The sequence below is a fragment of the Bradyrhizobium sp. 157 genome (assembly GCF_023073815.1).
Taxonomy (GTDB): Bacteria; Pseudomonadota; Alphaproteobacteria; order Rhizobiales; family Xanthobacteraceae; genus Bradyrhizobium.
In genome coordinates this window covers 14,172-38,503 of record NZ_JADPKF010000084.1, presented here as the reverse complement: position 1 = coordinate 38,503, position 24,332 = coordinate 14,172, and the positions used below count along the sequence as shown (strand labels likewise).

Genomic DNA, 24,332 nt, shown 5'->3' with positions numbered 1-24,332 from the left:
CATCGATGTCGCTTAGCGACGACGCACCGAGAGCGCGCTTAGCGTTGGCGGCGGCCCCGCCCTCGGCGCGGATTGAATTCGTCAACCAGCCTCTGCCAATCGACGATCTCATCCTCGTACCAAACGCGCCTGTTAGGGCTGATATAAGTTCCTTTCGGGAAGCGGCCGGACTTGGCCAGCCGAAAAAGCGTGGTTCGCGAGATCGGGACGATCGCCAGAACCTGCGCTTCGCTCAACATGCGTCGAGGTCCGGGCCGATCCGGCGTGCCGTCCTCCATTGCGGCTTCTGCTCGCTTTGCTGCGATCATCGCGTATTCCTCGCAAAACCAGATGAAAGCCCCATTTGCCGCAACTGATCGCTATCGATGCGCAGAAAGCCGTCGTTGTGCGGATCAACCCTGACGCCGATCACCAACGAGTTTTTCGCCCAAGCCGCCATGACCTTATCGTTGCTCGTCTCAACGGCGTTCGCCGGACGTGCCGTGCGAACCAAAACCAAAGCGTCGGCCGGCATTCGCCCGGAAGTGGCCTCGGCTCCCAGTTTCTGAACGATTGAATTGATCATCTGCTTGTGGCGCGCCTTTAACTGGGCCTGCTTCGGATTATCGACGATCGGTTGGCCGGCAAGGATAGAGCCGCCCTCAAGTTCGATGTGACGGCGGCGTTGGAACACGAATAGTGGCATGATCTTCTGCTCGTTCATTCCGTCTTCTCCTCTCATTCAGCGATCGATCTCGGTCTCCGGATTTTCCTGATGGCTTGTGCGCAAACGCGGTTTTGCCGCCTCTGCTCATGACAGCCACCCACTTCCCCGGAGGTGATGCTCCGGGGCTATCGTCAATGTCCAAGTTTTGCTGGTGCCGCCCGCTGGGTCGGAAATGCGGGGCAGTGACGCCGTGGCACGGGCGCTATCGTTCGTCTCTAGCGCCGGTCCATGATTAAATTTTCCATCTACGTTGCGGTCAACATACCGGCTTAAAAAAAGCCGGCAGAAAGGAACTTGCAACCCAATGCGACAGCGAGACGTTCGTCGCGTCTGCAAATCGCATTCGGGCATGCGATCGCATCGTGGCCTGCACGGCGAACCATTTGAAAAAATTCGGTTTACACAATTGGTCGGCCAAGATCGCTGTTTACGTATGACAAGGGCAAAAAATCTGAGTAACGCTTGATGTCATGGGGGTGCATGGGCTCGCGCTGCGGCGCGGTCGTACTCAAGGGATCACCATGGGGTCCACATCATCACATGCTGTTCACCACCCCGCGCGGTCACGCCTGATCGGCTCCTTGCGAAGATGCGCGGCCCGGCGATCGTTTCCCAATTCGCCGGGCCGTGCCCAACGCAAAGGGAAGGCCGATGGCAAAATCAGCAGCTACGACGAATGATTTCGGCGTCGGGGTAGCACAGAAGCTCCTCTGTAAGGTTTACGAGGCCGATGTTGCCCACTTGAGGGATTCGCCGCTCTGGCGTGCCGCTGCCATGAGCGCAATGGGGGCAGCCAGCGCGACCGTTCAATAGCGGGTCGCGCCATGAGCAACGCAGTCGTTGCAATCGATGATGCAAAGTCGTGGCAAGCTTACGTCGGCAAGATCAATGCCGCTGACTGCTCGTTCCTCTCTGAACACCGCAGCCTCCGCCAGCTTCGCAAGCACCACCACGTCCTAAAGAAAACCCGCGCGACGGTCCGCCACCGCGCGCGGGCAACTTCTCTGCATGCGCCAACCATCGATGGAGATCGAGAATGGCCGACACAGCAAAATCTATCGCGCGGCCCGCGAGCGCGCAAGCACGTCACGCCGAGATTTCGCGCCGCTACGCCTGGCAAGCGCAGCAGCAGCGCAAGCGGAACGACAGCAAGCCCGACCATGACCGCCTGATGACGCTGATCCGCCTTCGCGAACTGGAACGGTTGTTCAAGCACCGTTACGGCCGCTTCCTGCCCGACGATGACGCGGGCATGGACGATCTCGTAATTGCAGCGCACCACATCGCCTATCTGCGCGGCGAGGTCATCGCGCATATCGTCGCTTGGGCGCGGGCATGGGTACCCTGGCTGCCGCCCTATGAGGCCGAGCGGCTGGCTAAATGGGTAGCTGAGGAGCCGCGCAAGTGGAAGGCGGACGCGCTGGCATGGCGGCTGCGCCTATCCATGGCCGAACGGACGGCGCTCAAGATCACCACCATCGGCGCTTTCGACATGAACCGGGCCGAACGAGAGGCGGACCGGAAGCGCAAGCGGCGCGAGGCCGAGCGCGCCCGGCGGGCGAAGCGCAGCAGCGGGAGGTCGCGCGGGCGGCCCAAGAAAAAAGCGTGGCCAGCAGGTAACGAGGATATTGCTGGCCACGGATTTTCGCCGAAGATCAGTGACGCGGCGCGGGAACCGCTTGACATGAGCAATGCCGCCGCCGCTTCCAAAGAAGAAAGCCAAAACAGCAGTTCCCGCGCGGCACAATCTGATTTGATTTCTCTTGAGGAAGGCCAACCGCATCGGCCCACTTCGACCACTTCCCGCGCCGCGTCACCGCAGACCACTATATCGAGCGAGCCGCCTCCTGATGTTATCGAGAAGGCGGCCGCGATGGCGCGCGATCACCACAACAGCGGCTTGCATTTCGTGGGTCGGCGAGAGACGACGCGACTGATGGAAAAGTTCTGGCCCGGCTATGTCAAAGGCCAGATCGCGAGCGGCCGACGCTACTATGGCCGGTTCGATCCCAAGCGCGACCTTCGAAATTGGGAAAGCGGCTTCCGGTTTGTTCTAGACCGCGAATACGAGGCGCGGCATCGCGACCGAGAGTGCCGCAGGAAATGGCAGGAGCAGCGCAAGACGAGCCAGCAACTGCGAGAGCGCGACGACCTTGAACGGTGGCGTCGCGAACGGCTTGTCATGGGAAGCATGGCAAACAGGCAAACGCTGCTCGCCGACCGCGAGCGACAAAAGAAGGCCAATGCCGCGCGTGCTGTGCGTGATCGCATCGCTGAGCGCAGAGCCGAACGCGCGGTTCGCGACCTTTATGGGTCCTCTTAGAGGGACGAGGCTGCTCCATGTCCGCGCTCCGGCTCGATCGCGCCTTCGTAGAAGCTCTGCGGGACGGCAGCCTCGCAGAGCACGAGCGGCAGTGGCTGGCGGACCAACTGGATGCAGCCGTCGATAAACCGTCGACCGCCGTGGCCGTGCTCGGACTGGAACGTTCAAGGCAGGAGCAGTCGGCTCAAAGCGCTGCGCGGAATGAGATTTTGCGATCGGCGCCTCGCCGCTCGCGCCGAAGAACAAGGCGGCGCCAAATTTCAAAAAGCCGGAGAGATAATCCGCGCGATCGAGCAAGCCATCGCCGCGCGTCCGGCCGTATCGATCGGCCAGATGGTGAAGGTCGATACGCCGACGTTCAAAGGGAACTTGCTCGACGCAATCGAAGGCCGACGTCGGCGCGTTCGCGAGGTGAAAGCCGATCTCAATCGTGTCCGCTCGTCGCCCTGGCCTTCGTCGGTTGCGAAGAGGAAAATGCGCGATCGGATCGAGCAGTTGGCCGAGAGTGGCGCGCCGCGTACCGATCAAGCGATCGAGCATGACGGGCCGATCGCTTTTTCGACGCAGCACCATCAAGTCCAAATACCCTTCGGTGATCGGCTGGTAGGCTTTTCGAATTGCCCGACACGCTCGGCCTGTTTGCGTGGCTGTATCGGGACGCGCTGATTGCGGCGCTTGATCGCGAGATCGATGCGATCGCCGACGACGAGAATGCATTGACGGCCGAGCAGAGGCGCGACGCCGAAACTGATCTCCTTGGCGACTTGCTACAGGCAGAGCGGGACGAGTGCTCCCTCATCGAAATCGCGCAGTCGCAGGGACTGCCCGCTAATTTTCGCGTCGATTGCGATCCGCGCGCGATCCTTGGCTTTGAGTGGGTCACCGCGCCGTCGCCGGCCGCGCCGGAGGATGCGGGTCAAGGCGGTTTGGTCCGCCACGTGGATCCGTAAAATTCAGGAATGCGCCGTGCTGTTCGAGGCATTGCCATGGCGGCGCCGGCCCGGCGGATGAGCAACCTACGCGGCTCATCCGCCGGGAGCCGTTCGCACCACAAGGCGCTCATGAGGTCCGCTGTACCTCTGATCGCGGCGCAATAGCGGACCTCACCAGAGGTCCGAGTTGGGCCAATAGCGGAAGGCGCGTCGAGGCCTACTCGATCAATTCGCTAGTACCGCAAGATGGAAGGGCGTCACTCTGGAAGGCCTGCGCTTTTGAGACGCCGCCTTTGTTGGGCGACTGCTTGCCAATGTTTTTCGTCACCTCAACAGTGTCCGGGTTCTTCGTCGTTCACAAAACAGAGTATGCACGTGAGTTTATCGAAGCAGAGATAGCCAGCTTGTCGTTCTCGGTCACCGCAATCGTTTTCCGCGTACCAGTGAGTCAAGAAAGTATACCCGTCTGCGGCCTACAAACCGGGCATCCAAACCTAGAGCTTGGGGGCTTCTGCGCAAGTCTTAGATGCGGTATCGGATCTAGGCCACTCATCAGAGGCCTCCTTGCGGTACGAAGAAGCAGAGCTCCTGTCCCGTGGATTTGTTGATGAACAGGACGGGGGTACGATCGGGCGTATCACTTTCTCTTATTATATCGGGTGGGATGATTTTCCACTCGCCATCTTTCAGGTATTGCCACTGGTCCGAGCGATCTTCACCAACCCTGAAGCGGGTCTTGAATACGTCGCCGTTGTTACAGCAAGACTTGTATGGAAGACCGAGCCGACGCTGTGCAGCCGGGTTCATTTCCTGCTTGTTGAACCATTCGTGATGCGGCATCGACGGATCGTGCCCATCAGCACGAATGGAAAACAGAAGAAGAATACCGAATGTCGTCAGTACGCGATCGAACGCTTTCATGGCAGCCTCCGTTATGGACTGTCACCAATTTTAGCATCCGCGAATCACACTAACTTTCGGCGATTAATCAGGCCACATTCTGACGAAAATGGAATCCCATTCCTAAGCAGCCTTCTGCTTTGAGCAAGACTGTTGTTTTTGGTCGATTTCTTATGCCTCACAAGGTGCATTGTCTGGCGTCTCGGAACGTCCGCTAAGGGTCTTGGCTGTGTGCGATGACCTGAATGGGAGTTGGATTCCTTGCTTCGGCCTCAACACGAGTTCATAGCCGAGGGCTTCAGCCCAGATGGTCAGCGTGGCCAAGGTCGGAGACCTGATGCCCCGCTCAAGCCCAGAAATGCCCGACTGGCTGTTCATGCCGATGCTGACAGCAAGCGATTCCTGGCTGATGTTGTTTGCCTTGCGGATGTCACGAAGGCTTGTGAGAATGTTGTTGGTCATGAGTTTTTCCAAACTCCAGGCTCAAAGCCAAGTGAAGCCGCTGAATTGCACCGGTGTGGCTTGCAACAAAGTCCCTGATGTGTTCGGGTACTGGTACGCCATCGATATCGCAGCGGGTTTGAATTTCTTCGGCTACTTCGTTGGAAACATCCTCGATCCAGTGCTCAAGTGTGTTGAAGGCCATGACGCGAACCGGAGCTTTGAATTGGCCGGTTAGGAGATCGGAGATGATCGTTTCGACGTCGTCCCGCTCGATCCCCTTTTCGGGGCAATCATTGTGTGACGCTCCGGAACTATCGAACACAAGGTAGACGGTCTGATCAGCGCCGTAAGGCACTACCGTCGGCAACCAATCTGGCATAGCTGCTCTCCTTCGATGCAAGTTACTGTAACGTCACGCTACTTCTAGTCTGAAGCCGACAATCTGGATGCACTGTCGCCCAAAGTTGTACGGCATTTGATGGGCGCCTTTCGTCGCCATGCAGCCGGGCATGATTGCCGAGTCGCACGCCCATCGCCATCCTTATGAACCCGAGGTTCGGCTCCAAGTACGCCCTGGATCGTTTCTCTGCATCGGCTTGTCCGTAACAGAAAAAGATCAACAGCTTCGGTAAGAGCGCGCGCTCGCCGTTCGCGGCTGACCTAGTCCGGCCCACGCGGTCCGGTAAGGGGCGGAGGCACGGAGGCGCATCCAGATAATCGTCGCCGTCCAGCGCGAGCACATCGAACGCGCAGAGCTGTACCTTTTCATTGCTTGCCGGAATGCAGCGCGTTGAAGTCGGAGACGCCATCGACGCCGATGACCTTCGGCCGCCGCTCGTTGGCGCATGGGTGCACACGCCCGCATAGCTCCACGCGCCGAGCTTGCTGCACGGAAAAGAATTGCCTTGGAACTAGCCGCTCAGGCTTCTTATCGCGCGGTGTTTATGTCCGACATGGGTCATTTGCGTCGTGGAGCGGCCACTTCCGGTCCGCCCCGATGAGCGAACTTCTTCGGAGTGCGTCGGCATGTCTCAAACGTGCCGATTTTGCTGTAACAGTCGGGAGCAACGGATTGGGTTCGTAGCCAGGAGCCGCAGCTTTGACGCGCTGCCCCTGACGCCTTTACGAACAATTACGCATCAGATTCTATATTGACCAAAACTTCCCCGGCGATGATTTCTGGGTCTCCAAGATTAAGGTCAAGCAGGCTCGCTTTAACAAACTCCAGTACCTTATCGTTCGCCGCATTGGCGCTTTCGCGGTCCTCGAATATCATCACAGCGACACCGACGCCTTCGTCCCCATCCAGTACATAATAAGATCTGAATCCGCGCGATTCCCTTAGGATCTGACCGACGCCGCTTTTGGCGCGGCGGGCAGCATCCGCAACCGAATGAACGTTGGTGTACTTTCGAATGAATATGTACATCAGGCCACCCATGCGTCTGAGTTCCAGCCCCACTCATCAAAGCATCTCGGGCCGCTGCTGGACTAGGGCCCACTTCCGAGATGGGTCACAAGCGGCGGCCGAAGGATCGCTAATGCGATGTCCGGACTGCCCCCAATACCAGACCAGCCCCAAGCGACGAAGTTGGTCGGCTTGGGGCCAAAAGCGGCCATCGGTGCTCTGACCGCGGCGGGTGAAAACGTGCTAGGTCATTACCGCACGGAACAGACGCCATTTGTCCGGCACGCCTTTGAGCACGTGACGGCCGCGCTCTTCAAACGTCAACCCAGAGCCTGCCACGAGATCGCGGACCGTTTGTGAGACCAGAACTTCACCGGGCGCAGCTAGCGCCGCCACACGCGCGCCGATATGCACGGCAATGCCAACAATGTCGTGAGCGACGAATTCGCACTCGCCGGTATGCAAACCGCAACGGACCTTCAGATCGAGCGGGCGCACCGCATCGCCGATTGCGTTGGCGCAACGCACAGCCCGCGCAGGCCCGTCGAACGTGGCAAGAAAACCGTCGCCGGCGGTGTTGACTTCGCGGCCGCGGTACTGGCCGAGCACGCCCCGAGCATTGGCATAGAACGCGTCCAGCAGCCCGCGCCAGGCGCCGTCCCCGAGCGCGGCGGCGCGTTCCGTCGACCCCGCAATGTCAACAAATAGCACAGTCGCAAGCACCCTGTTCGGCTCTGCTGCCTGCCGGTGCCCGGTGACGAACTCTTCAACCTCATTAATAATTGCATCCTGATCGCCAACCCAGACCATATGGTCCTGACCACTGAGCTCAATCAGTTTGGCGCAAGGAAGCTGCTGTGCCAGGTAACGCGCGTGCTTCACGTCGATGACGCGCTCATCGGTGCGATGCAAAATCAAGGTCGGTACACGCGTAACGGGAAGGATATCTCTGACATCGATCTCCCGGTTCATGCGCAGGATCGCAGATGCCGCGCCTGGGCTTGCAGAGGCCCTGAAGTAGGCGGCGATTTGCTCAAGTGCCTGCTTGTTACCAGCAAGGCTGGGCGCCCACATCAGCAAACTCATTGCATCTGCCGAGCCCCAGTGGTGCTCAATGTCATAAAGGAAAGCGCTCCATTGGGCATCGGTCCATGCAAATGTGTAGTCAGGGGCCCACGAGCGTCGCGCATAAGTGCCGCAAAGCACCAGAGCTGACGTGCGCTCGGGATAGGTCGCTGCATAGAGCAGCGACATCGGACCGCCCTCGGACACGCCAAACAAGGTGGCCCGCTGGGAACCAACCTGATCCAGCACCGCCTGCACGTCGTGCATCCGCTGTTCAAGCGTGAAGATCTGGGAACCGCGATCTGACATTCCGGTGCCGCGCTTGTCGAACGTGATGACCCGCGCAAACGTCGCAAGCTTGCGGAAAAAGGAGGCGCGTACCGGCGATTGCCAGAGCGCTTCAACATTGGAGACAAAACCCGGGACGAACAGCAGGTCGCGCGGACCGTCGCCAATCACCTGATAGGCAATATGGACGTCGTCACTTTTGACGTAGTGAGTGGCCGGGATGTCAGCCATGTTGGCCTACTGCGTGACAAACCGCGCGGCGCAAGTGTCGCACTTCATTCCGCGTCAGGCTAGCGAATTCGGTGGAGAACTTGACTGCCGCCCACCCGTAGGTACCCGCAGCGACTGGGGGGAACCCAGGGTGATGCCAAGTGCGGCCGCGATGTCCGCTTCGGTCACAACCGGTAAGGCTCGGAATGAGCACATGATTTCTGCTTCTCTTCCAAAACCCGACCTGTCGGCTCAAGCTGGAGCGTGGTGGTCGCTGCTGCCGCGCCGCTGTTCCGATTGGTGATCGGCCATCGCCTGCTTACCACGCGCAAGACCGCGATACATGCCGGCGCCGCGCCGCTCGATCTCCGCATATGGGATTTCTTTGCAAGCCAGCCGCACCCGCGCCTTGGGATTGAGAAAATAGATATACCGCATTTGGTAGCCGTCGAGCGGCACGCCCTGGCCCGACCATGAACCGCCGGTTTTGGCGAAATGCGCCGCGCGGTTCTTTCCGGTCACTTGCGTCATCTTGTGCGTCACTGAACCATCGGGCAATCGCAGCAAGCTTTTATTCAGCTTGATCCCGGTGAGCACAAATCCGGCCGCACGGTAGATCGTCCCGTCGCCGCACTGGCATCCATCGGCGAACGAGATCACCCATTCGATGTGCGGATAATGCTTTCTGATCATCCGCAGCGCGATCGAGAGCGCGCGGCTTTCGGAATTGCGCGGCAAGGCTTCCGAGAACGCCAGCCGGTTCAGTTCAAGAAAGCCGTTCCATGCGGTATCGAGCACGAGTCCGAGGATGTTCGACTTGTCCATCGACGGGCCAAACGTCATCGCCCCTTCAAGCCGGCCGTTCAAAAAGACGCCGAGCGCGAGGAAAGCATTGTTGACCGTCTTGTGACTGTAATGCAGCCGAATAATCAGCGCGTCGGCGTCCTTCTTTGCGATCGGCACGACGCGGATGTCCCTAGCCTGTCCCATAGTTAGTCACTCAGTTCGTAGCGCATGCTTCGAGACTCCGGTCGGGAGTCACGGCGGTACATCAACTCACCACGGCCCATCGCGGCCGGCGCGAGTAATCAATAGCGATAGACGTTCCGGCAGCGGGGTGCTGCGATGCTGGCCCTACCGGCGGACCTCGACGCTTGATCTGTCGTCTGCTGTTAAGGGTAGACTGGACACTGTCGGAAGTGGCTAAGCAACGCAGATGACCCAAGGCAGGCATTAGCATTCGGCAACGCTGCGAATGCGCAGTTGAACGCGACTACCTTCGCTTCGCCCGCCCTTTTCGACCAGACGCTTTTTCTATCTCGTCGCTGTAGGCCTCGATATATGGCCGGACTGGTATCAGCAGGGCGTTGGGGATTTCTATATCCGGATTTGCCTCGAGTGCGGCCGCGAGCGCATAGAGGATAGATACTGCTTTATCATTGGCATCATCCAGCGTAGCTCGACCGAGTTCCGCAGCAGGCGCAGGGATTGGGGTCTGCATCAACTCTGGCTCTTCAGCTTCTCCTTCGAAGCGATATTGCGGCAAGGACCGCGGGAAATCCTGCAGGTTGCCTTGCGTGCACACTCTGGAACCCTCCGCCTCTGCATCCGGCTGATCGAGCTCGGCCAGAGCCCTAGCGCTGTCGTCTTCGGTCTTTTGCGCGACCTCGCGCAGCAGTTCTGCGGTAAGTTGTTGCATGGTAACCTCCTTCGAGCTCTTGCTGATGCAATCCCGTCAGATCGTTACGGCTGTTCCATCAAATCTCGTGAGAGAGAGGTTCGAAGATTCATTATATACCAGCTTCTGCTCCTTGAGCAGGCCTATTGCGAGGCGCTCTCCTAATCTGATCGATTCCGTGTAGTCAGTGCGCCAGTGGACGCCAGCCGCATTTCGTCCAATCGCGATGTTAGCGGCGAGCTTGTTCAATTCACCACCTACGGTCAGTGGCGGACCTGCGAACGGGACGAGATTGGCCCCGGCAGCATCGGATTGAACTGGGTTCCGAAGCACGAATGATTCATCGAACCATGCTTTCAGGATTGTCACACAGGCGCCAGCGACTGTGGCGTGACCCGCGCCGTAAGCGGGATGCAATGGTGATCCTTCGGGGAACGCCATTGGCAGCAGCGCGGTGCCGGTCGGCAGACCCTCGACGAGCGGGATAACCGAAGAGTTGAGAATCTCCGAGTCGATCATAGGGTAGCGCCCCGGATCGACGTTCCGGTGGACATGGATCAGGCCACCGAACGCCTCAGGCCTGAGTCTCCGGTGCACCAACCATTTTTGAAACCAGACTGCCTTGAGTGCCCGGGTCGCAACTTCGGTAACTAGCGAAAGGATATGCGGCCCCCCGAAAGTTCCAAAGCCATCCTGGTTCCTTGAGTCGATATATGGGTTTCCCGGATCGAACGGCGCACGCATTTCAAGCAGAATTATGCAGGCGTTCAGATACGCTTCGTACAGCGCATCAAAGTGCACGTACGTTGCAAGATCGCGAAGATTTCTGATGAAGAGTCGCTTTGGATCAAATACATCTGTTCCGACCGTGTTAAGGCCATTCTGCACTGCGAGCCATTGCGGAAAGATGGTCAGAAAATCGACGCCAGTTTGTGCTGTTTTCTGCCGCTGATCTATCCTGAGCGTTCCATATTTGATGAAACCGTCTGCGGCTGTGGGGCCAAGAATTGGATCAACGTTGCCCCGCCATAAGAACTGCGACACATAGGGGCCAACTTCGTCGCCGGGAGCGATGCCTCGAAACAGTGTTGCCGGTGTGACATTGCCAGCCGCGTCGCGTGGTCCTCGGAACACTGAAAACTCGTTGGTCAGGGATATCGCCGCGGCCCCGGTATTGTTAGCACCCGCATCGGTTCCAGCGCCGGAGCCGTAGTCGATGAAGCTGACGTCTCGCAGTAGCGCCATCCAGTAAAGCTCACCCATTTCTCCGCTGTTCTCTGACCATCAATACGTGGTGCCGGAGGAATGGCTATCGCTTGACCGTCTGGTCCTTCCAGGTCGAAGGCGAGCCCCGCCTGCGGGTTGGTAAGATTGCGGCCGAGAACCCGGCCCTTTGGGATTTGTTCGAACAGTTGAGGATCGCGGCTGTGCAATGCACGAACCATCGCGCGATACGCTCGACGATTGACCTCGCCAAACGCGTTGTGTGGAAGACCCTTCGAGTAGTTTGCGATGAAACTTGGGCCACCGGCATTACTGTAATCTTGCTCTTCACCATTCGAGACGTGACTCGGATATTCGCTCAGGGTGGAGATTTGCGCCGCTTCAGTTCGTATTTTCAGCGCCTCAGTGCGACGGTGGTACAAATGTTTTGCTAACATAAACAGCCTCCCAAGCAATGACTTCAACCGAGAGGGCGTCAGACCGACTTCTTCCGTCCAAATAGATCGCGGCTCGGAGTTCGTTCGTACCGGCTGACTTTTGCATGTATTGCAGTCTGTGATTACTATGTACGCTCTGGTCATCGTGAGCGCGTGTCAATTGGCCTGGTTGTCATGAAATCAGATCGCCGTGAAGCCAGCGTGATCAACACCTTATTACCGATACCGCAGCACTCAGGGGAGGCCACGCTTGGTTAGCCGCCTGCGCCCGAAAATTCCCGGCGCGAAGGTTCCGAAATGGCCCATCGCGTCATTTCGCTACGCTGCGGCGTTCGGTCGGTATCGGGGCGTAGCGGACATCGAGTAGGCCGCACCAATTAAACTCGATTTATGGGACGCGCCCTAGATATTCGGCGCAGATCGCGGTGAGCGCATTGCCTTGCGGCGATCGATTGGGATTGTCCGGGTCGTGCGGCTTAGTCGCCCTAGCGATGGCGCGCTCGACGATCTCCCACTGCTCTCCATTGAGAATGAACGTCATATCGCGGTATGGCGACCGATCGCCGTCGGGCAGTTCCGGCATCTGCTCTAACTCGCCGACGCCGACCGAAAGCTTCGATAACTCGTCCTCGGTGATGCCGGTCAGCGCGATCTCGAAACCGCCTTCAACGAGGTCGGACAGTTCGAGCCGCAACATCTCGTCATCCCAATCGCTCGCGTCGGTCAGCCGATTATCGGCGATGACATAGGCGCGCTTTTGCTGATCGTTCCAACCGCGCGCAACGATGACCGGGACCTCGGTCATTCCGAGCAATTTACCGGCCGCTAATCGGCCGTGACCGGCGAGAACCATGCCGTCGTCGGCCGCCAAGATCGGAATTGTCCAACCCCATTGCCGGATTGAGGCCGCGATTTGCTCGATTTGCTCGGGCGAATGCCGGCGCGAATTCCGCTCATAGGGCCGTAAACGGTCAACGGGCCATGTTTCTACGGCCGGCTTGCCGACTAGAGCATCCATTTTTGCCGCCTGTTGAGCCGTTTACGGGGCCGATGATGGGTTTTGCGGGCAACCAAAGCCGGAAAAAGGTGCCGCCAAATACCCGAAAGGCCCGCGGTCCCGCGTTCCCCCGCGTCTTCGGCCACCCCAAAGTACCTACGATCGATCAGAAGCACATTGTTGGCCCACGAATTCGATTTGTTCCTTAGGCCCACCGGTACCGGGCTCGGTGGCCTAATTTGATTTTGGGAGTGGCCTAGTTTGAGTGCCACCAAGTCGCCGCCCGGCCCATGGCTTCTATCGGTGATGAGAACGCCAGTTGCGCTCCCGCCCAATCGAACAGGGAGCACGCCATGTTGCATCGGCGACGTTTCAAGCAATTATCGACATTTCAATACCGCTTAGAGGAAGAGGCAATTAACTTGCGCAAGCAGGCTGAGGCCATGCCCCATGGCATTCGTCACGACGAGCTTCTGCGGAAGGCCGGCCTGATAGATGTTGCCGCTCAGGTCAATAAATGGCTGACTTCGCGCGGGCTACAGCTCCCAAAATGATTAGTGTCGGGGCCGGACAAAAGGTCTAAGGTTCGCCATCACCGCACGGTCAGTTGAGTAATTTATCGGTGACAGAGAGACGCTGCAGCGCTCCCGCCTAGTCGGGAGTGCAGCGTATGACCAGCGCGAACCCTGTTTCAAATCAAGCAGCGACCACCGTTCGGTGCGGCCGGTGCGGGGCACAGCCAAAGCTCATTCACAGAATACTTGATCCCCGTAACGGTGACACGCTCCGCATGTACAAGTGCGACTGCGGCGAGCAAACGTGGACCACCAACCGAGAGTAAGGCTGCCTCAGTTGGCGGCCTCTTCATTACTTAGCCTGCCGCCAAATCACCCATGGTCGGTATACCGACGCCGCCATCTCGATGCTAAAGCTCCTCTGACGGTATAATGCTCATGTGACAGATGGTATTGCGTCTGACGGTGGAACCCACTCCTGCAGGATCGGGTCGCCGCCCGCTACAATCGGAGCCTGAATATGAACTTAGTCTGTGCGGGCGTATCAACGAGTTAGTAGGAAGTTATCCGGCGATCGCGTGTAGCGAGAGTGGTCAAAGCGCACCCAATAGAGCCCCCCACCAAGAGGGCAGCGTATTGCAATCCGTATCCAAGATTCCCGGTCGCTATTATCTGGCAATCTTTGTGCTGGCGTTCGCGACGCTTTCCTACCAGATCCTGATAACGCGCTTCTTCAGCGTTATGCTCCATTATCATTTCGCATTCGCGGCCATTTCACTTGCCATGCTGGGGCTCACCCGCGGAGCGATGCAGGTCTACGGCAAGCCCGCCCGTTATGCCACCGAGCGGGTCGGAATCGAATTCGCGCACCACGCGTCATGGTTCGCACTCAGCAGCGTTGGCGCAATGATCGTCTTCCTGTGCGTGCCGTTGCTGGTATCCGCAGCAAATGTGCCCATCGCCCTGGCGCTGGCGATCATCGCCTTCGTAGCTCCGTTCACGGAAGGCGGGGTTTGCATAACGTTGTTGCTGACGCGTCTGCCATATAGCGGCGGGTGGCTCTATGCAGCCGACCTCCTCGGCGCCGCAGTTGGATGTCTCGGGGTGATCTTCATACTGCTGGTGATTGACCCCGTAAGCGCCACGCTATGGATCGGAGCCTTTGCTGCCGGCATTGGCTGGATCGTCGTGCGAGCCAGCAATGATGTCCGCAGTGTGCATTTGAGCGGGGCTGTCGCGCTAACGCTGGCCGTCGCGGCCACCGTGCACTCCGGCCTTGACCTGACCGGTCGAAGCCATCTCGGTGTGTTCTGGGCCAAGGGCGCTGAACAGACAGGCACGCTGTTCGAACGCTGGAATACCTATTCGCGGGTAAGGGTGCGCGAGTTGGCCGAGAAGGTCCCGTTTGGTTGGGGTCTGGTTGGCACTCCTGATGCCCGGGTCGACCAACACTATCTCGACATCGATGCCGATGCAGGCACGGTCATCACCAGGTTTGATGGCGACATCGGAAAGCTCGCCTACCTGAAAGATGATGTCATCAATGCAGCCTACCACGTGCAGCCGACGGCCGACGTCGCTGTCGTTGGCGTGGGCGGAGGTCGTGACATCCTTTCCGGTCTGCTCTTCGGCGCCAGCCGGATTCGCGGAATTGAGATCAACCCGGCGATCTTCGAAGTGCTCACCGAAAAATTCGCCGATTTCTCCGGCCATCTCGATCGTCAGCCCGGCGTATCCTTGGTCAATGCCGAAGCGCGAAGCTACATCAATCACTCGTCCGAGCGGTACGATCTGGTGCAGATTTCGCTCATCGACACATGGGCGGCGACGGCGGCCGGTGGCCTGACGCTCACCGAAAATCGTCTCTATACCGTGGAGGCGTGGGATGATTTTTACCGGGCGCTCAAGCCTGGCGGGCTGTTGTCGGTATCACGCTGGTACGATGCCGAGAAGCACCGTGGCGAGCTATACCGCCTGATCGCGATTGCCGCGAGCGCGCTGCAGCGCAAGGGAGTGTCGGCCGGGGAGCTGCGGCATCACGTCGTCGCAGTCAACGTCGGCAGCATCGTGACGGTGATTACCCGGCCTGACGCGTTCAGCGACGCAGAATGGCAAGGCGCGCGCGAGAGACTTCAGGCGCAGGGCTTCAAGATATTGTTGGGGCCGGACTTCACCTTCGATGCCGTCACCTCGACATTGCTGTCCGACAAGGCAGACCAGGCTTTCTTCGATTCGCTGCCGGAAAACATCGCTGCTTCGACGGACGACAATCCGTTCTTCTTCTATACGTCGCGCTTCAGCGATTTCGTGAGCATCCATAGTTGGGACATCATGAGCAACAATGTCGCGATCGGCATCACCGGCTTGCTCATCATCGTAGCGCTCTGCGCTTGCGGATATTACATCGTGCTGCCCTTCCTCCGTCTTGCGACGCGGATGCCAATGGCGACACTGACGCCGCCCGTGGCCTATTTCAGCGCGATCGGGATGGGCTTCATGCTGATCGAGATATCGCAGATGCAGCGCCTGATGGTCTTTCTCGGACATCCCGTTTACGGGCTGAGCGTCGTGCTATTCACAATTCTTCTCTTTAGCGGGATTGGCAGCGCCACGGTCGGTGCGGATACCTCCTCCCGATCACGCGTCACCGTCTTCAGGATTGCCGCCCTCCTCACCACGCTCGTGATGGCAGGGCTGCTGACGCCGCTGGTCACCACCTGGGCGCGGTCGCTGTCAACCGACATGCGTATTCTGGTGTCTGTCCTGCTGCTGGCTCCTCCTGCATTCTGCATGGGGATGATGTTTCCGCTCGGCCTCGGTGTCTGGCGCCGTCATCATGAACTGCTGCCGTTCTTCTGGAGCACCAACGGAATTACGTCGATGTTCGCGTCGGTGCTGGGTGTGGCGTTGTCGATCCAGTTCGGCATCGCCAAGACCTATGCGTTGGGGGTGTGCTCTTATGCGGTCTGCGCCATCGTGATCATTGCAAGCCGCTGGGTGCCGTCGATCGACATGTCAGCCGAGAAGGGCCCCGTTAGCCCCGAGGCTAGTATCGCAGGAAAGGAAGGCGCCACGATTCGGCGGCCACATCAGTAAAGGGAAGTCCGAATACCGCATCTTCGGCCAGACAAGACGGCAGGGGGAAATGGCGGTCACACCCACTGCGGGTGCGAATGGTGATCGCAAGCGCGACATGCGGCGCAGGACGGCTATGGGTCAATCGCGCAATTTTGGTCGTCGGCCGACCACTTCCGCTCTTCCCCCGGAAACGGACATCGTCACGGTCGGTCGCCATGTCTCAAAGGTGCCAGAAACTGACATCTCTGGACCCCCGGAGCTTTCCGAAAAGTCACCACGAGGAACTCGTGGTCCTAGCGTCGATCGTAACTGACTGTGTTCTAAAGCCCGCGCCAGACCCCGACGCATCACGATGGAACGTAACCCCCCCAACGTCCCGTTTGTGGATTCAGCGATACAACATCGTAGCACAGAGGCGAGCCCTCGGCGCCCGTTGTTGACCCACATCCGACAACAACCATCTGTTGGGATCGTCCGCCGTCAATGTCAACACGAACGCTCACGTGATGCGGAACGTGCTTATGCCCGTGCAAGATTAGGGACACCTCCCTCTCAGCGCACCACGAAATAAACTCTTCAGCTTCTTCCAAGCGAGTGAAGGAGTCTTCATTAGTGAAGACCTCACGGAGAAATCGATCGTAGGGGGCGCTTGGAATGGTTTCGTAGGCAAAGGGGTGATGATGAACGAGCGCAATCTTTGTGTAATCGTCTATGTTCTGCTCGCGACGTAGGCGCCGATTGGCCTCTTCATTCAACGACGCCGCCATCCGCATTCTTTGGCCATCGGTTACGCGGCCCCTTGCCAAATTGCCTTCTTCTGCCGAGTTAAAGCAAAGAAACAAACACTTCAGCTCATCGTCGATAACGAGTGGGTGCCACCCGATGTTGAAAGCAAATTCATAATTCGACTTGAGAATCCCAGGAATCACGTTCCCTTTTGGACGGACATCATGGTTACCCGGTATTACGATCAGTGGCTTGTCAGTCATACGTTCCACGTCTGACTGAAAGTCAAGATATTGGTCAAGGTAGGCAGACTGGGGAGAGTTAAATAGGTCGCCAGTCACTACAACGCGGTCAACAGAAGAAAGAATCCTGTCGAGATGGCTCTTGATGTACCGTCGAGAGGAATCGGAGGTGGCGTCGCCGAAATGCAGATCACTGATATGCAAAAGATGTTTTGTGCCGGCTTCGTTGGCTCTTGCTTCGACAAGTCGGTGTATAACTCCCTTCCCCGCCGCTAGGTTATCGCGGATCTCGCGTCGAAAAAACTCTTGAGCATCTTTCAGTGACAGGCAGCATGTCGCCCCAAGCCCACTCCAGAACACGACGGCTGGAGGCTCTACTGGCATTTCTGCCAGCGCTCGCAACGCCGGAAATGGGTCGAGCACACTCTGCAGCCCACCCCAACCGTGCGGCATCAGGGCCAAGCCTTCTCCCCCGGTATCGTACGCAAACTCTCGGAAAAATCCTGCTAATTCCTTCGGAGGGTTGGGATACGGCGTCATCGTTTCTTGAGGCGGCGGCACCATCAGCGCATAGATGGAGTACCCCCTGAACAGGTCACGAAAAGGCGCGACGATTTGTGCAACCTGACTGGATGAAGCCGCCCCTGTCGGTTCTGGCCACCCCCTCAAAGTAATGAAGATTTTCCGTGCATCAGCGGCGCAGGCGGCGATCGCCTGTGGCCAAGATGATCGACTCGAAACGAAGGCGTGATCCACCTGCTCTCTCGTAAGGGCATCAAGAAAACCGTGAAGCGTTCCCCAATTCATCTGAGGCGCTGGAAGTTTGACATCACTAGTGAGGTAGCCGACCAAATTCATCGTTTCGAGATCAGGTCGGTACAGTTCCCATCCCATTATCAACTCCCACCAAAAGTTGTACTAGGGGAAACGGAGCCACTTTAGCAGCTATATCCGTTGTCGGGCAATCGAAGCGAGTAAAAAGCCATATGCGGCTTTGGGTCAAAAGCGCCGCTTTGGACGTGTGCCAGTCACTCCCGGTCTTCCGCGACAAGCGGACATCATCAGGGCCGGTCGGCACGTCTCAAAAGTGCCACAACCCGAAACGGCGTCTTGCCACCCGCGGCCTACTGAACCTGCGCTCGCAGCGCATTCCAAAGAGCAAACAGCTCAGCGGTCGCGGGCTGATCACCGCTGAGCGCGGTCTGAACGAGAACAAGCTTTAGGTCCGGATCGACAAAGACAAATTGTCCGCGGAGTCCCTGGAGCGCGAAACGCCTGGTGTCTGCGGAATACCAGACTTGATAACCGTACTTCGCCCGGGGTGAGTCTGTTGGAAGCGCATCAGCGGCCGATGCCGTGAGCCAGTCTGCAGGCACGATATGCTTTCCATTCCAATTGCCGTGATTGGCCAGCATCAGGCCGAGCCGCGCCCAATCGCGCAGTACCGCGTTGACATAGGCAAACGTGATTTCCTGCCCGGTCGCATCGATGATCCACGTCGCATCGGCTTCCGCTCCCATAGGCTGCCAGAGCTTTTCGGCTGCATAGTCGGATACGGTTCGCTTGGTGGCGGCCGCGAGCACGAGGCCCAGTACCAGCGATTCAGCGGACGAATAAGAAAAACGCACGCCGGGCGGGGAGAGACGGGTATTGAACTGCTTCACCGCGGAGAGGCTGCCGGGAGAGCCCGGCTCAATCGTCAGACGGGCCAGCTTGTTAATATCGCTGGATCTGCTGCCGTAATCCTCCGAGAATGCAACACCTGAAGACATCAGCAGCAAAGCCTTGATCGGCGTACGCCCATATTCGGTGTCCTTCAAACCGGGGACGTAGGTTTGCGCCAAGTCATCCACGGACGCGATGGCGCTCTCCTTCAGGGCGATGCCGATCAGAAGGCCAACTACCGTCTTCGCCAACGAGAAGGACGTCATGCGATCCGTGTCATTGCGACCGTATTGATAGCGCTCGACCAGAATCGTATTGTCTTTCGCAATCAATAGGCCAGTGACCGGTTGGCGATTGAGGTAGTCGTCGAGCGTCAGCTTGAGTCCGGCGAAGGCGTAGTGAATGACGGGTTCATGCGCTGCGCGAGCCAGCGGGATTGACTGTTTCGGAGCATTGATAGTGCGTGCAGGAAACAGCGTGTCATAGCGGCTCAGCGCGCCTACCCGGCAGCGCTTTTGGTCAACATAGTCGATACCCCTGCAACTCGGATATCCGTCCTTCTGGCCAAATTCGTCTGCAGTCGGTCCATCCGCGCGAAAGCGGGGACTGGCAGCTTGTGTTGCCGGTTCTGCTTGGGCGAAGGCGCGATGCGAATTCAGCGTGAGCACATCCAAAAGGAGGGGAAATGCCACCGCACTGGCGACGCAAAGTAGCTGTTTGAAGCTTCGTCCAGTCATTGAGAGAGCACCCAAAGCAAATGAGGCTGGGGAAGATCATAATTGACCCTCATGCGTTAGCCAATGTCGGCTTGGGGTCAAAATGCGAAGAACTCACCGTGAGCAAACCTAGTCCGCTACACGTCCATGAGCGGACCTCGATGCAACGTGCCGCCACTTCACCTACGGGCCAACAGCGGACCTTCACAACACGCCGGAAGGGGGATCAGCGAGGCGATCACCAAGTGTGTGCCGGGGGCTCAGCAGGTCGTTCTTCAAAATGTCAACCATGATGGGCCCCGTCGTGATCCGGCAGCATTCACCGCCGCCATATTCAAGTTCCTGTCGAAACACTGAACGCCCTGTCGGGAAAAGCGCAGGGCTGGTTATCGCGCCGCATGGACTCTATTGCACGAGGGGAGCAACCTTGCGGCCGTGGGGCTCACCGTGAGGGAGAAGGTCAATGCAAAAAGTAAATCGAAGGTCAGCAGTGGCGCTAGGATTGGCAGCCGCTTCGGCGGCCATGGTGAAGCCAGCGGCTGCGCAAACTACGGACTACAAGGACGCCACCACGCCGTGGCCAGGTGTCGTGGTGCGTGCTTACGGTGGTGGGACACCGTCCCTCATTCCCGGTTTCAAGACTGTCTCGATGCGTGACATCATCATGCAGCCGGGATCGAAGATCCCGAGTCATCCGATGGACAATGCCATGGTCTGCCATATCACCGAAGGGGAGATTCAGGTCGAGCAGGAAGGGAAGTCTTTCACGGCCAAAAAGAACTTCGTCTGGACCTGCAACAAGGACACCAAAGAGGCCGTGTCCAATGTGAGCAGTGTGGTAGGAATTATGCGGATCACCGACCTAATGGCCTGAGGCCTGCGGAGGCCGCTTCTACATAAGAATTGCATTCTGCGTTCCAGCGTACAAGCGCCGGCACGGTTCTGTTGTAGCCGTGCCGCGCCTTGACTAACCACCAGCACGCAGAGGCCACAGTCGCGCGTCTGAAAACGCGTGATGTCGGCTTCGGGTCAAAAACGGAAGTCGCGGCCTTGCGGCGGGATATCTGCTTTACCCCGATGAGCGGACATCGCCGACCGGGTGCGTCAGGTCCGAAAAGTGCCAAATCCGGAAGTCGTCAGCACGTGCCGATTTAGGTCCTTGAACCACGTTGAAGAATGGCCGCGAATTCGGCGACGCGCTTGCCAAGAGCACGCGCGCTCTCCAGTTTCTTCTCATCGATTCCAGGAGAATCAGGTCCGGTAGTTGCACTCGCGCCGTACGCGCCAAGTGCTCCTCCAGGGCTAACAATCACCATTTGATTCATAAGCAGCGCGGCGTGGATCGCCAGCATGGCCGTTTCCTTACCGTTAGAGATAGCTGCGCCCGTCACAAATGCAGCAGCCACCTTGTTCCGCATCTTAGCGTCGCGGAAAACGCCGTACTTCAAGAACCAATTATCGAGAAACACCTTGACCTCGCCTGACACGCTTCCAAAGTAAACGGGCGACCCAATGATTACGGCATCGGCAGACAGCAAGTCTTCCGTTGTCACCTCGCTCACTCGCTTCAGGTTGACAGTCGTGCCGACGACCGCACCGGCCCCGTCTGCAACACCTTCGGCCATCTTTTCGGTGTTCCCCGTTACCGAGTGGTAAGTGATCAACACCTTGACTTGACCTCCAGGTGCTTGCGCCTGACTTGATCTGCTGGCGAGAAGAACGCCGGTTGCAAGCGATGCCGCTCCAGCTTCCTTAGAAAACGTCGCTTATCCATGACCTTTCCTCCTATCAGCGAAATGCTCCGACCTCTTGGCCGGAGTCAGAAAAGACTATGCCCAATTTCCCGTGTCGGCAAAGGCCCCGCGGGCCGAACTCACGGAGCGGCACGCGATCGATCCTGGCGCCTTCACTTTCATACCGAGAGCGCCGCAAAAGCGGGTGCCGAGTCAGTCCGAAGTGGGTCAAACTCGGACATGCGCTCGTTTCGGTCCTGTGTCCGCTTTCGAGCTTGAAAGCCGACGATACTTTCGGAGTTTAAGCGTGCTGCATGCCGCTCGGCATCGGGATTTGTATGCCCCTAGTGCACGGGTCGCTACCTCACGCACCCATGGGTCAGTGCAGATTGAAAAGGTCTCTCACTAGCTGTCCAGAAATGATATTCGCGAACGTCAATCTGGTAGGCGGTGCGATCGTCGCCGGGCTGCTACTCGCGACCACAATCGCCGGTGCCGATGGCGGATGTTTGGATGCAACCTGATTCACCTGCTTCTTCTTGGTCTTTGACTTCTTCTTTTCAACGCCAGTAACCGTCGCATGAGGAGTAATTGACGCGTATGTTTGCACTTGCGGAGACGGCTCATCCGGAATTGCATCGGCTGTGACGGTTGTCGGCGGCACTATCGTTGGAAGGCTCGTGTCAATGACAATCCGTTCCGGTGGCTGCTGAATTGAAGCTATCCGGATGGTCGGCCTGTTAGTCTCAGCAGACGTAGGCTCCGCCAACGAACGCGGAAGAAGCCAATTTGCCACGATCAGCAACACAAGCAGAGAGGTCCCGATCCAGGCTATGTATCGTCCGATGGGCATAGCTACCTCCGTCACAGTAAACCCCTGACGGAGAGCAGACGCTGGAATACCTGATAGTCCGTAACTGAACGTGGTTACCGCTAGAACCGGTTCTCAATTTGATTGCAGTCCGGTAGTTCGGGGAATTGAATGCTTGCTATCGCCGAACCGGCATAAGCGCATAACGCGATGACGAGCACTCTAAAGATTACGGACATTTGCTGCCTCTTGCTTGTTGACGGCAGCTCAGGACCAATTCGTTTCAGACTGCTTAGGGAAGTTGCTTTTCATGCAATTGATCGATTTGGTAAACGGTTTGCGGTTGCGTCTAATAGGATTCACTCGATCCCCGCCGTCCCATCATCGACGGGACAATATCACGCCGATCAAGAATGCAATCGCCAGAGACTGAATGGGCGTCTCTCGCGTTAACGTGCTGATTCGGTCGATCCAGGACGGCCGCGGCGAGACCTCGTAAGCGAGCTCCTGCGACATGCTCCGGATCGCATCTGTCGCATGCTCGATCCGGCGCTCGGCGCTTTCGGTTCGCGTGCTGATGTCTTCGCTTGTCATGCAGCCTTCAACGCGCCATCGCCCGAGCATGTTCCCCCATGAGTGAAGCGTCTACGATTTTCACACCCACGATAGCGGGTATCTCGCCAGCGACCCAACCCCAGAGATTGATAGTTGCGGTAAGCACCGGACCGCGCTCTGATGACACTGATGAGCACTAAATCCCGCGAATATTTGTTCGCTTCAACTATTCGCGCAAAATCCGAGCAGGCCGCTACAGCGCGAAAGAATGCCGACCGGCTGGCCTGTAGATGGATGCCTTCGATCGCACAACGCCGCGGGCGACGTTAAGGATGCAGCGCGGAACGCCGCTGACGCTACGCGGCACGTCGAACTTAGCTGCGAATCGAGTCTAGGCCGATGCCGGACACGTGCGCGAATTCGATCTCCGCTCGGCGCGGGTTATCGAAATGGCGGACGATGCATCCGCCTGATGGTCTCAATGGCGGGCGAATGACTGCAACAGCCCTGACGATGGGGTAACGGGCTGAGGGTGGCCGGGGTCTCCATCAGCGCACTGACCATGGCCATGCCAATGACGGTTGCGGTGTACTGGCTTGCGGCCGCGCTGGGATTGGCGCCGGCTTTTGCGTCTGGGCGACATTGGCCGGCTGCCGCGGACGCGGCAGCGGTATTTCGGGCATCACCTTTGGCTCTTCAGGCATCACCTTTGGCTCTGAAGCGTTGGCGATGACGTGGGTGAGTTGTTCCTGGCTTGCGTCGAGCCGCTCGGTGAGCGTCTGGCTTTCGCGCGCCATCTGGATCTGGTTCGCCTTGATCTGGTCGATGATACTGTTGTTGCGTGCCATTTCTTCCCGGCTCGCCTTGAGTTGGCTCGCCAGATTTTCATTGTCGCGGACCAATTGTTCTTGCCTCACATTGAGCTGTTCGACCGTTTGCCTCAAGGCGGCGAGATCGCGCGCCATCGGTTGGAACTGCTGCGTCAACTCGGAAGACAGGACAAAAGCAGTCGGCGCGACGTCTTTCGGCGCGGCGGCTTCCGGCGTGGCCTGTGTCAGAGGTGCGGGGTCTGAGGGGGCCATCATCGCCGTATCGACGGAGGATGACCACCACCAAGCAGCGACACCAATGGACGCTGCCAACAGTGAACCGACGAAAGCCACATAGCGCCGATCCGCCAATCGATGAATCGTTGCCAGCGGGGCGCGAGACGTCTTCATGCTGGTCGGCGGGGCCGAAGGACTGAGTCCCGCTTCGCGCGCCAGCTTCTCAAACTGCTCCTCCAAGCTCGCGATCTGCCCTTCCGCGAGCCTGTCGTCCAGCGTGGAATCCATTTGGTGCTCCGTATCAAATGCAATGGCACCTGCACCCAGAATTGTACTGGCGTTTTTAACGCAGCCGAGGAGGCGGAACTATGTTCACGGCCGGAGAACTACGGAAGGAACCCTGACCCTCCACGAACGTATCCGTTTCGTCGCTTAGAACAGCCTTGGCGGTAGCGCTGCAATCGCTGCAAGATGCGGGCGAGCTTCCTGCTGGACGCCCATCCGCCGGCCGCGGGATACACCGCGTGGAAGTTGGAAGCCTCCTCAAATGCCGATCAGGCCGGAAGCGTCCCTACGGGCCGAAGGCATTTCGGCGACACCTCCTGATCCCATCTCGCTCGCTTATTGCTGTAG

Annotated in this window: 21 protein-coding genes; 5 read left to right on the top strand and 16 right to left on the bottom strand. The window is 58.3% G+C overall.

Translation table 11 applies throughout. From position 1 onward, the window contains the following. Positions 1 to 38: 38 nt before the first annotated feature. Positions 39 to 278 (bottom strand): AlpA family phage regulatory protein, encoded by a 240-nt coding sequence (locus tag IVA95_RS22900; RefSeq protein ID WP_247512549.1) that lies wholly within the window; start codon positions 276 to 278, stop codon positions 39 to 41. Positions 279 to 304: 26 nt separating this feature from the next. Next, positions 305 to 703: a hypothetical protein gene (locus IVA95_RS22895; RefSeq protein ID WP_247512548.1), complete on the bottom strand. Its 399-nt coding sequence runs from the start codon at positions 701 to 703 to the stop codon at positions 305 to 307. 1,174 nt (positions 704 to 1,877) lie between these two features. On the opposite strand from IVA95_RS22895, the gene IVA95_RS22890 reads away from it, so the two are divergent. Both IVA95_RS22890 and IVA95_RS22885 read left to right on the top strand, forming a co-directional pair. Continuing rightward, the gene (locus IVA95_RS22890) at positions 1,878 to 3,029 is read left to right on the top strand and encodes a hypothetical protein (protein ID WP_247512547.1); all 1,152 of its coding nucleotides are present in this window, start codon (positions 1,878 to 1,880) and stop codon (positions 3,027 to 3,029) included. Positions 3,030 to 3,646: 617 nt separating this feature from the next. Next, a complete protein-coding gene (locus IVA95_RS22885; protein ID WP_247512546.1) occupies positions 3,647 to 3,979 on the top strand; it encodes a hypothetical protein in 333 nt (110 codons plus the stop codon). Between the two features lie 534 nt (positions 3,980 to 4,513). On the opposite strand, the gene IVA95_RS22880 is transcribed toward IVA95_RS22885, so the two are convergent. From IVA95_RS22880 to IVA95_RS22835, 10 genes are all read right to left on the bottom strand, one after another. Next, on the bottom strand, positions 4,514 to 4,882 hold the full coding sequence (locus IVA95_RS22880) for a hypothetical protein (protein WP_247512545.1): 369 nt from the start codon (positions 4,880 to 4,882) through the stop codon (positions 4,514 to 4,516). A 150-nt stretch (positions 4,883 to 5,032) separates the two neighbouring features. After that, the gene (locus IVA95_RS22875; protein WP_247512544.1) at positions 5,033 to 5,323 is read right to left on the bottom strand and encodes a helix-turn-helix transcriptional regulator; all 291 of its coding nucleotides are present in this window, start codon (positions 5,321 to 5,323) and stop codon (positions 5,033 to 5,035) included. Next, on the bottom strand, positions 5,292 to 5,684 hold the full coding sequence (locus tag IVA95_RS22870; protein WP_247512543.1) for a hypothetical protein: 393 nt from the start codon (positions 5,682 to 5,684) through the stop codon (positions 5,292 to 5,294). Before IVA95_RS22870 ends, IVA95_RS22875 begins: the two co-directional genes overlap by 32 nt. Before the next feature lie 753 nt (positions 5,685 to 6,437). Then, positions 6,438 to 6,734: a hypothetical protein gene (locus IVA95_RS22865; RefSeq protein ID WP_247512558.1), complete on the bottom strand. Its 297-nt coding sequence runs from the start codon at positions 6,732 to 6,734 to the stop codon at positions 6,438 to 6,440. A gap of 222 nt (positions 6,735 to 6,956) precedes the next feature. Beyond that, positions 6,957 to 8,297, bottom strand: a complete 1,341-nt coding sequence (locus IVA95_RS22860) for an adenylate/guanylate cyclase domain-containing protein (RefSeq protein ID WP_247512542.1) — start codon at positions 8,295 to 8,297, stop codon at positions 6,957 to 6,959. Positions 8,298 to 8,528: 231 nt separating this feature from the next. Continuing rightward, a complete protein-coding gene (locus IVA95_RS22855; protein WP_247512541.1) occupies positions 8,529 to 9,266 on the bottom strand; it encodes a hypothetical protein in 738 nt (245 codons plus the stop codon). A gap of 283 nt (positions 9,267 to 9,549) precedes the next feature. Further along, positions 9,550 to 9,975 carry a hypothetical protein gene (locus IVA95_RS22850; protein WP_247512540.1) on the bottom strand — a complete coding sequence of 142 codons (426 nt, stop codon included), beginning with the start codon at positions 9,973 to 9,975 and terminating at the stop codon, positions 9,550 to 9,552. Between the two features lie 36 nt (positions 9,976 to 10,011). After that, entirely contained in the window at positions 10,012 to 11,217 is a 1,206-nt protein-coding gene (locus tag IVA95_RS22845) for a vanadium-dependent haloperoxidase (RefSeq protein WP_247512539.1), read from the bottom strand. After that, positions 11,103 to 11,615, bottom strand: a complete 513-nt coding sequence (locus tag IVA95_RS22840) for a hypothetical protein (RefSeq protein ID WP_247512538.1) — start codon at positions 11,613 to 11,615, stop codon at positions 11,103 to 11,105. The genes IVA95_RS22845 and IVA95_RS22840 overlap by 115 nt, the downstream gene beginning before the upstream one ends. A gap of 388 nt (positions 11,616 to 12,003) precedes the next feature. After that, complete coding sequence (locus tag IVA95_RS22835; protein ID WP_247512537.1) at positions 12,004 to 12,633, bottom strand: ParB/Srx family N-terminal domain-containing protein; 630 nt, start codon at positions 12,631 to 12,633, stop codon at positions 12,004 to 12,006. Positions 12,634 to 12,965: 332 nt separating this feature from the next. Here IVA95_RS22835 and IVA95_RS22830 point away from each other — a divergent pair, with 332 nt between their 5' ends. Together IVA95_RS22830 and IVA95_RS22825 are read left to right on the top strand one after the other, a co-directional pair. Then, positions 12,966 to 13,166 carry a hypothetical protein gene (locus IVA95_RS22830; RefSeq protein WP_247512536.1) on the top strand — a complete coding sequence of 67 codons (201 nt, stop codon included), beginning with the start codon at positions 12,966 to 12,968 and terminating at the stop codon, positions 13,164 to 13,166. Between the two features lie 408 nt (positions 13,167 to 13,574). After that, complete coding sequence (locus IVA95_RS22825; protein ID WP_247512535.1) at positions 13,575 to 16,223, top strand: hypothetical protein; 2,649 nt, start codon at positions 13,575 to 13,577, stop codon at positions 16,221 to 16,223. Between the two features lie 329 nt (positions 16,224 to 16,552). On the opposite strand, the gene IVA95_RS22820 is transcribed toward IVA95_RS22825, so the two are convergent. Continuing rightward, entirely contained in the window at positions 16,553 to 18,067 is a 1,515-nt protein-coding gene (locus IVA95_RS22820) for a metallophosphoesterase (protein ID WP_247512534.1), read from the bottom strand. A 230-nt stretch (positions 18,068 to 18,297) separates the two neighbouring features. Continuing rightward, complete coding sequence (locus tag IVA95_RS22815) at positions 18,298 to 19,575, bottom strand: serine hydrolase (protein WP_247512533.1); 1,278 nt, start codon at positions 19,573 to 19,575, stop codon at positions 18,298 to 18,300. 442 nt (positions 19,576 to 20,017) lie between these two features. Between IVA95_RS22815 and IVA95_RS22810 the strand changes: the two genes are divergently transcribed. Next, on the top strand, positions 20,018 to 20,428 hold the full coding sequence (locus IVA95_RS22810) for a hypothetical protein (protein ID WP_247512532.1): 411 nt from the start codon (positions 20,018 to 20,020) through the stop codon (positions 20,426 to 20,428). Positions 20,429 to 20,705: 277 nt separating this feature from the next. On the opposite strand, the gene IVA95_RS22805 is transcribed toward IVA95_RS22810, so the two are convergent. Then, a complete protein-coding gene (locus tag IVA95_RS22805; protein WP_247512531.1) occupies positions 20,706 to 21,221 on the bottom strand; it encodes an NAD(P)H-dependent oxidoreductase in 516 nt (171 codons plus the stop codon). Between the two features lie 1,980 nt (positions 21,222 to 23,201). After that, positions 23,202 to 23,987 (bottom strand): hypothetical protein, encoded by a 786-nt coding sequence (locus IVA95_RS22800; protein WP_247512530.1) that lies wholly within the window; start codon positions 23,985 to 23,987, stop codon positions 23,202 to 23,204. Between the last annotated feature and the right edge of the window lie 345 nt (positions 23,988 to 24,332).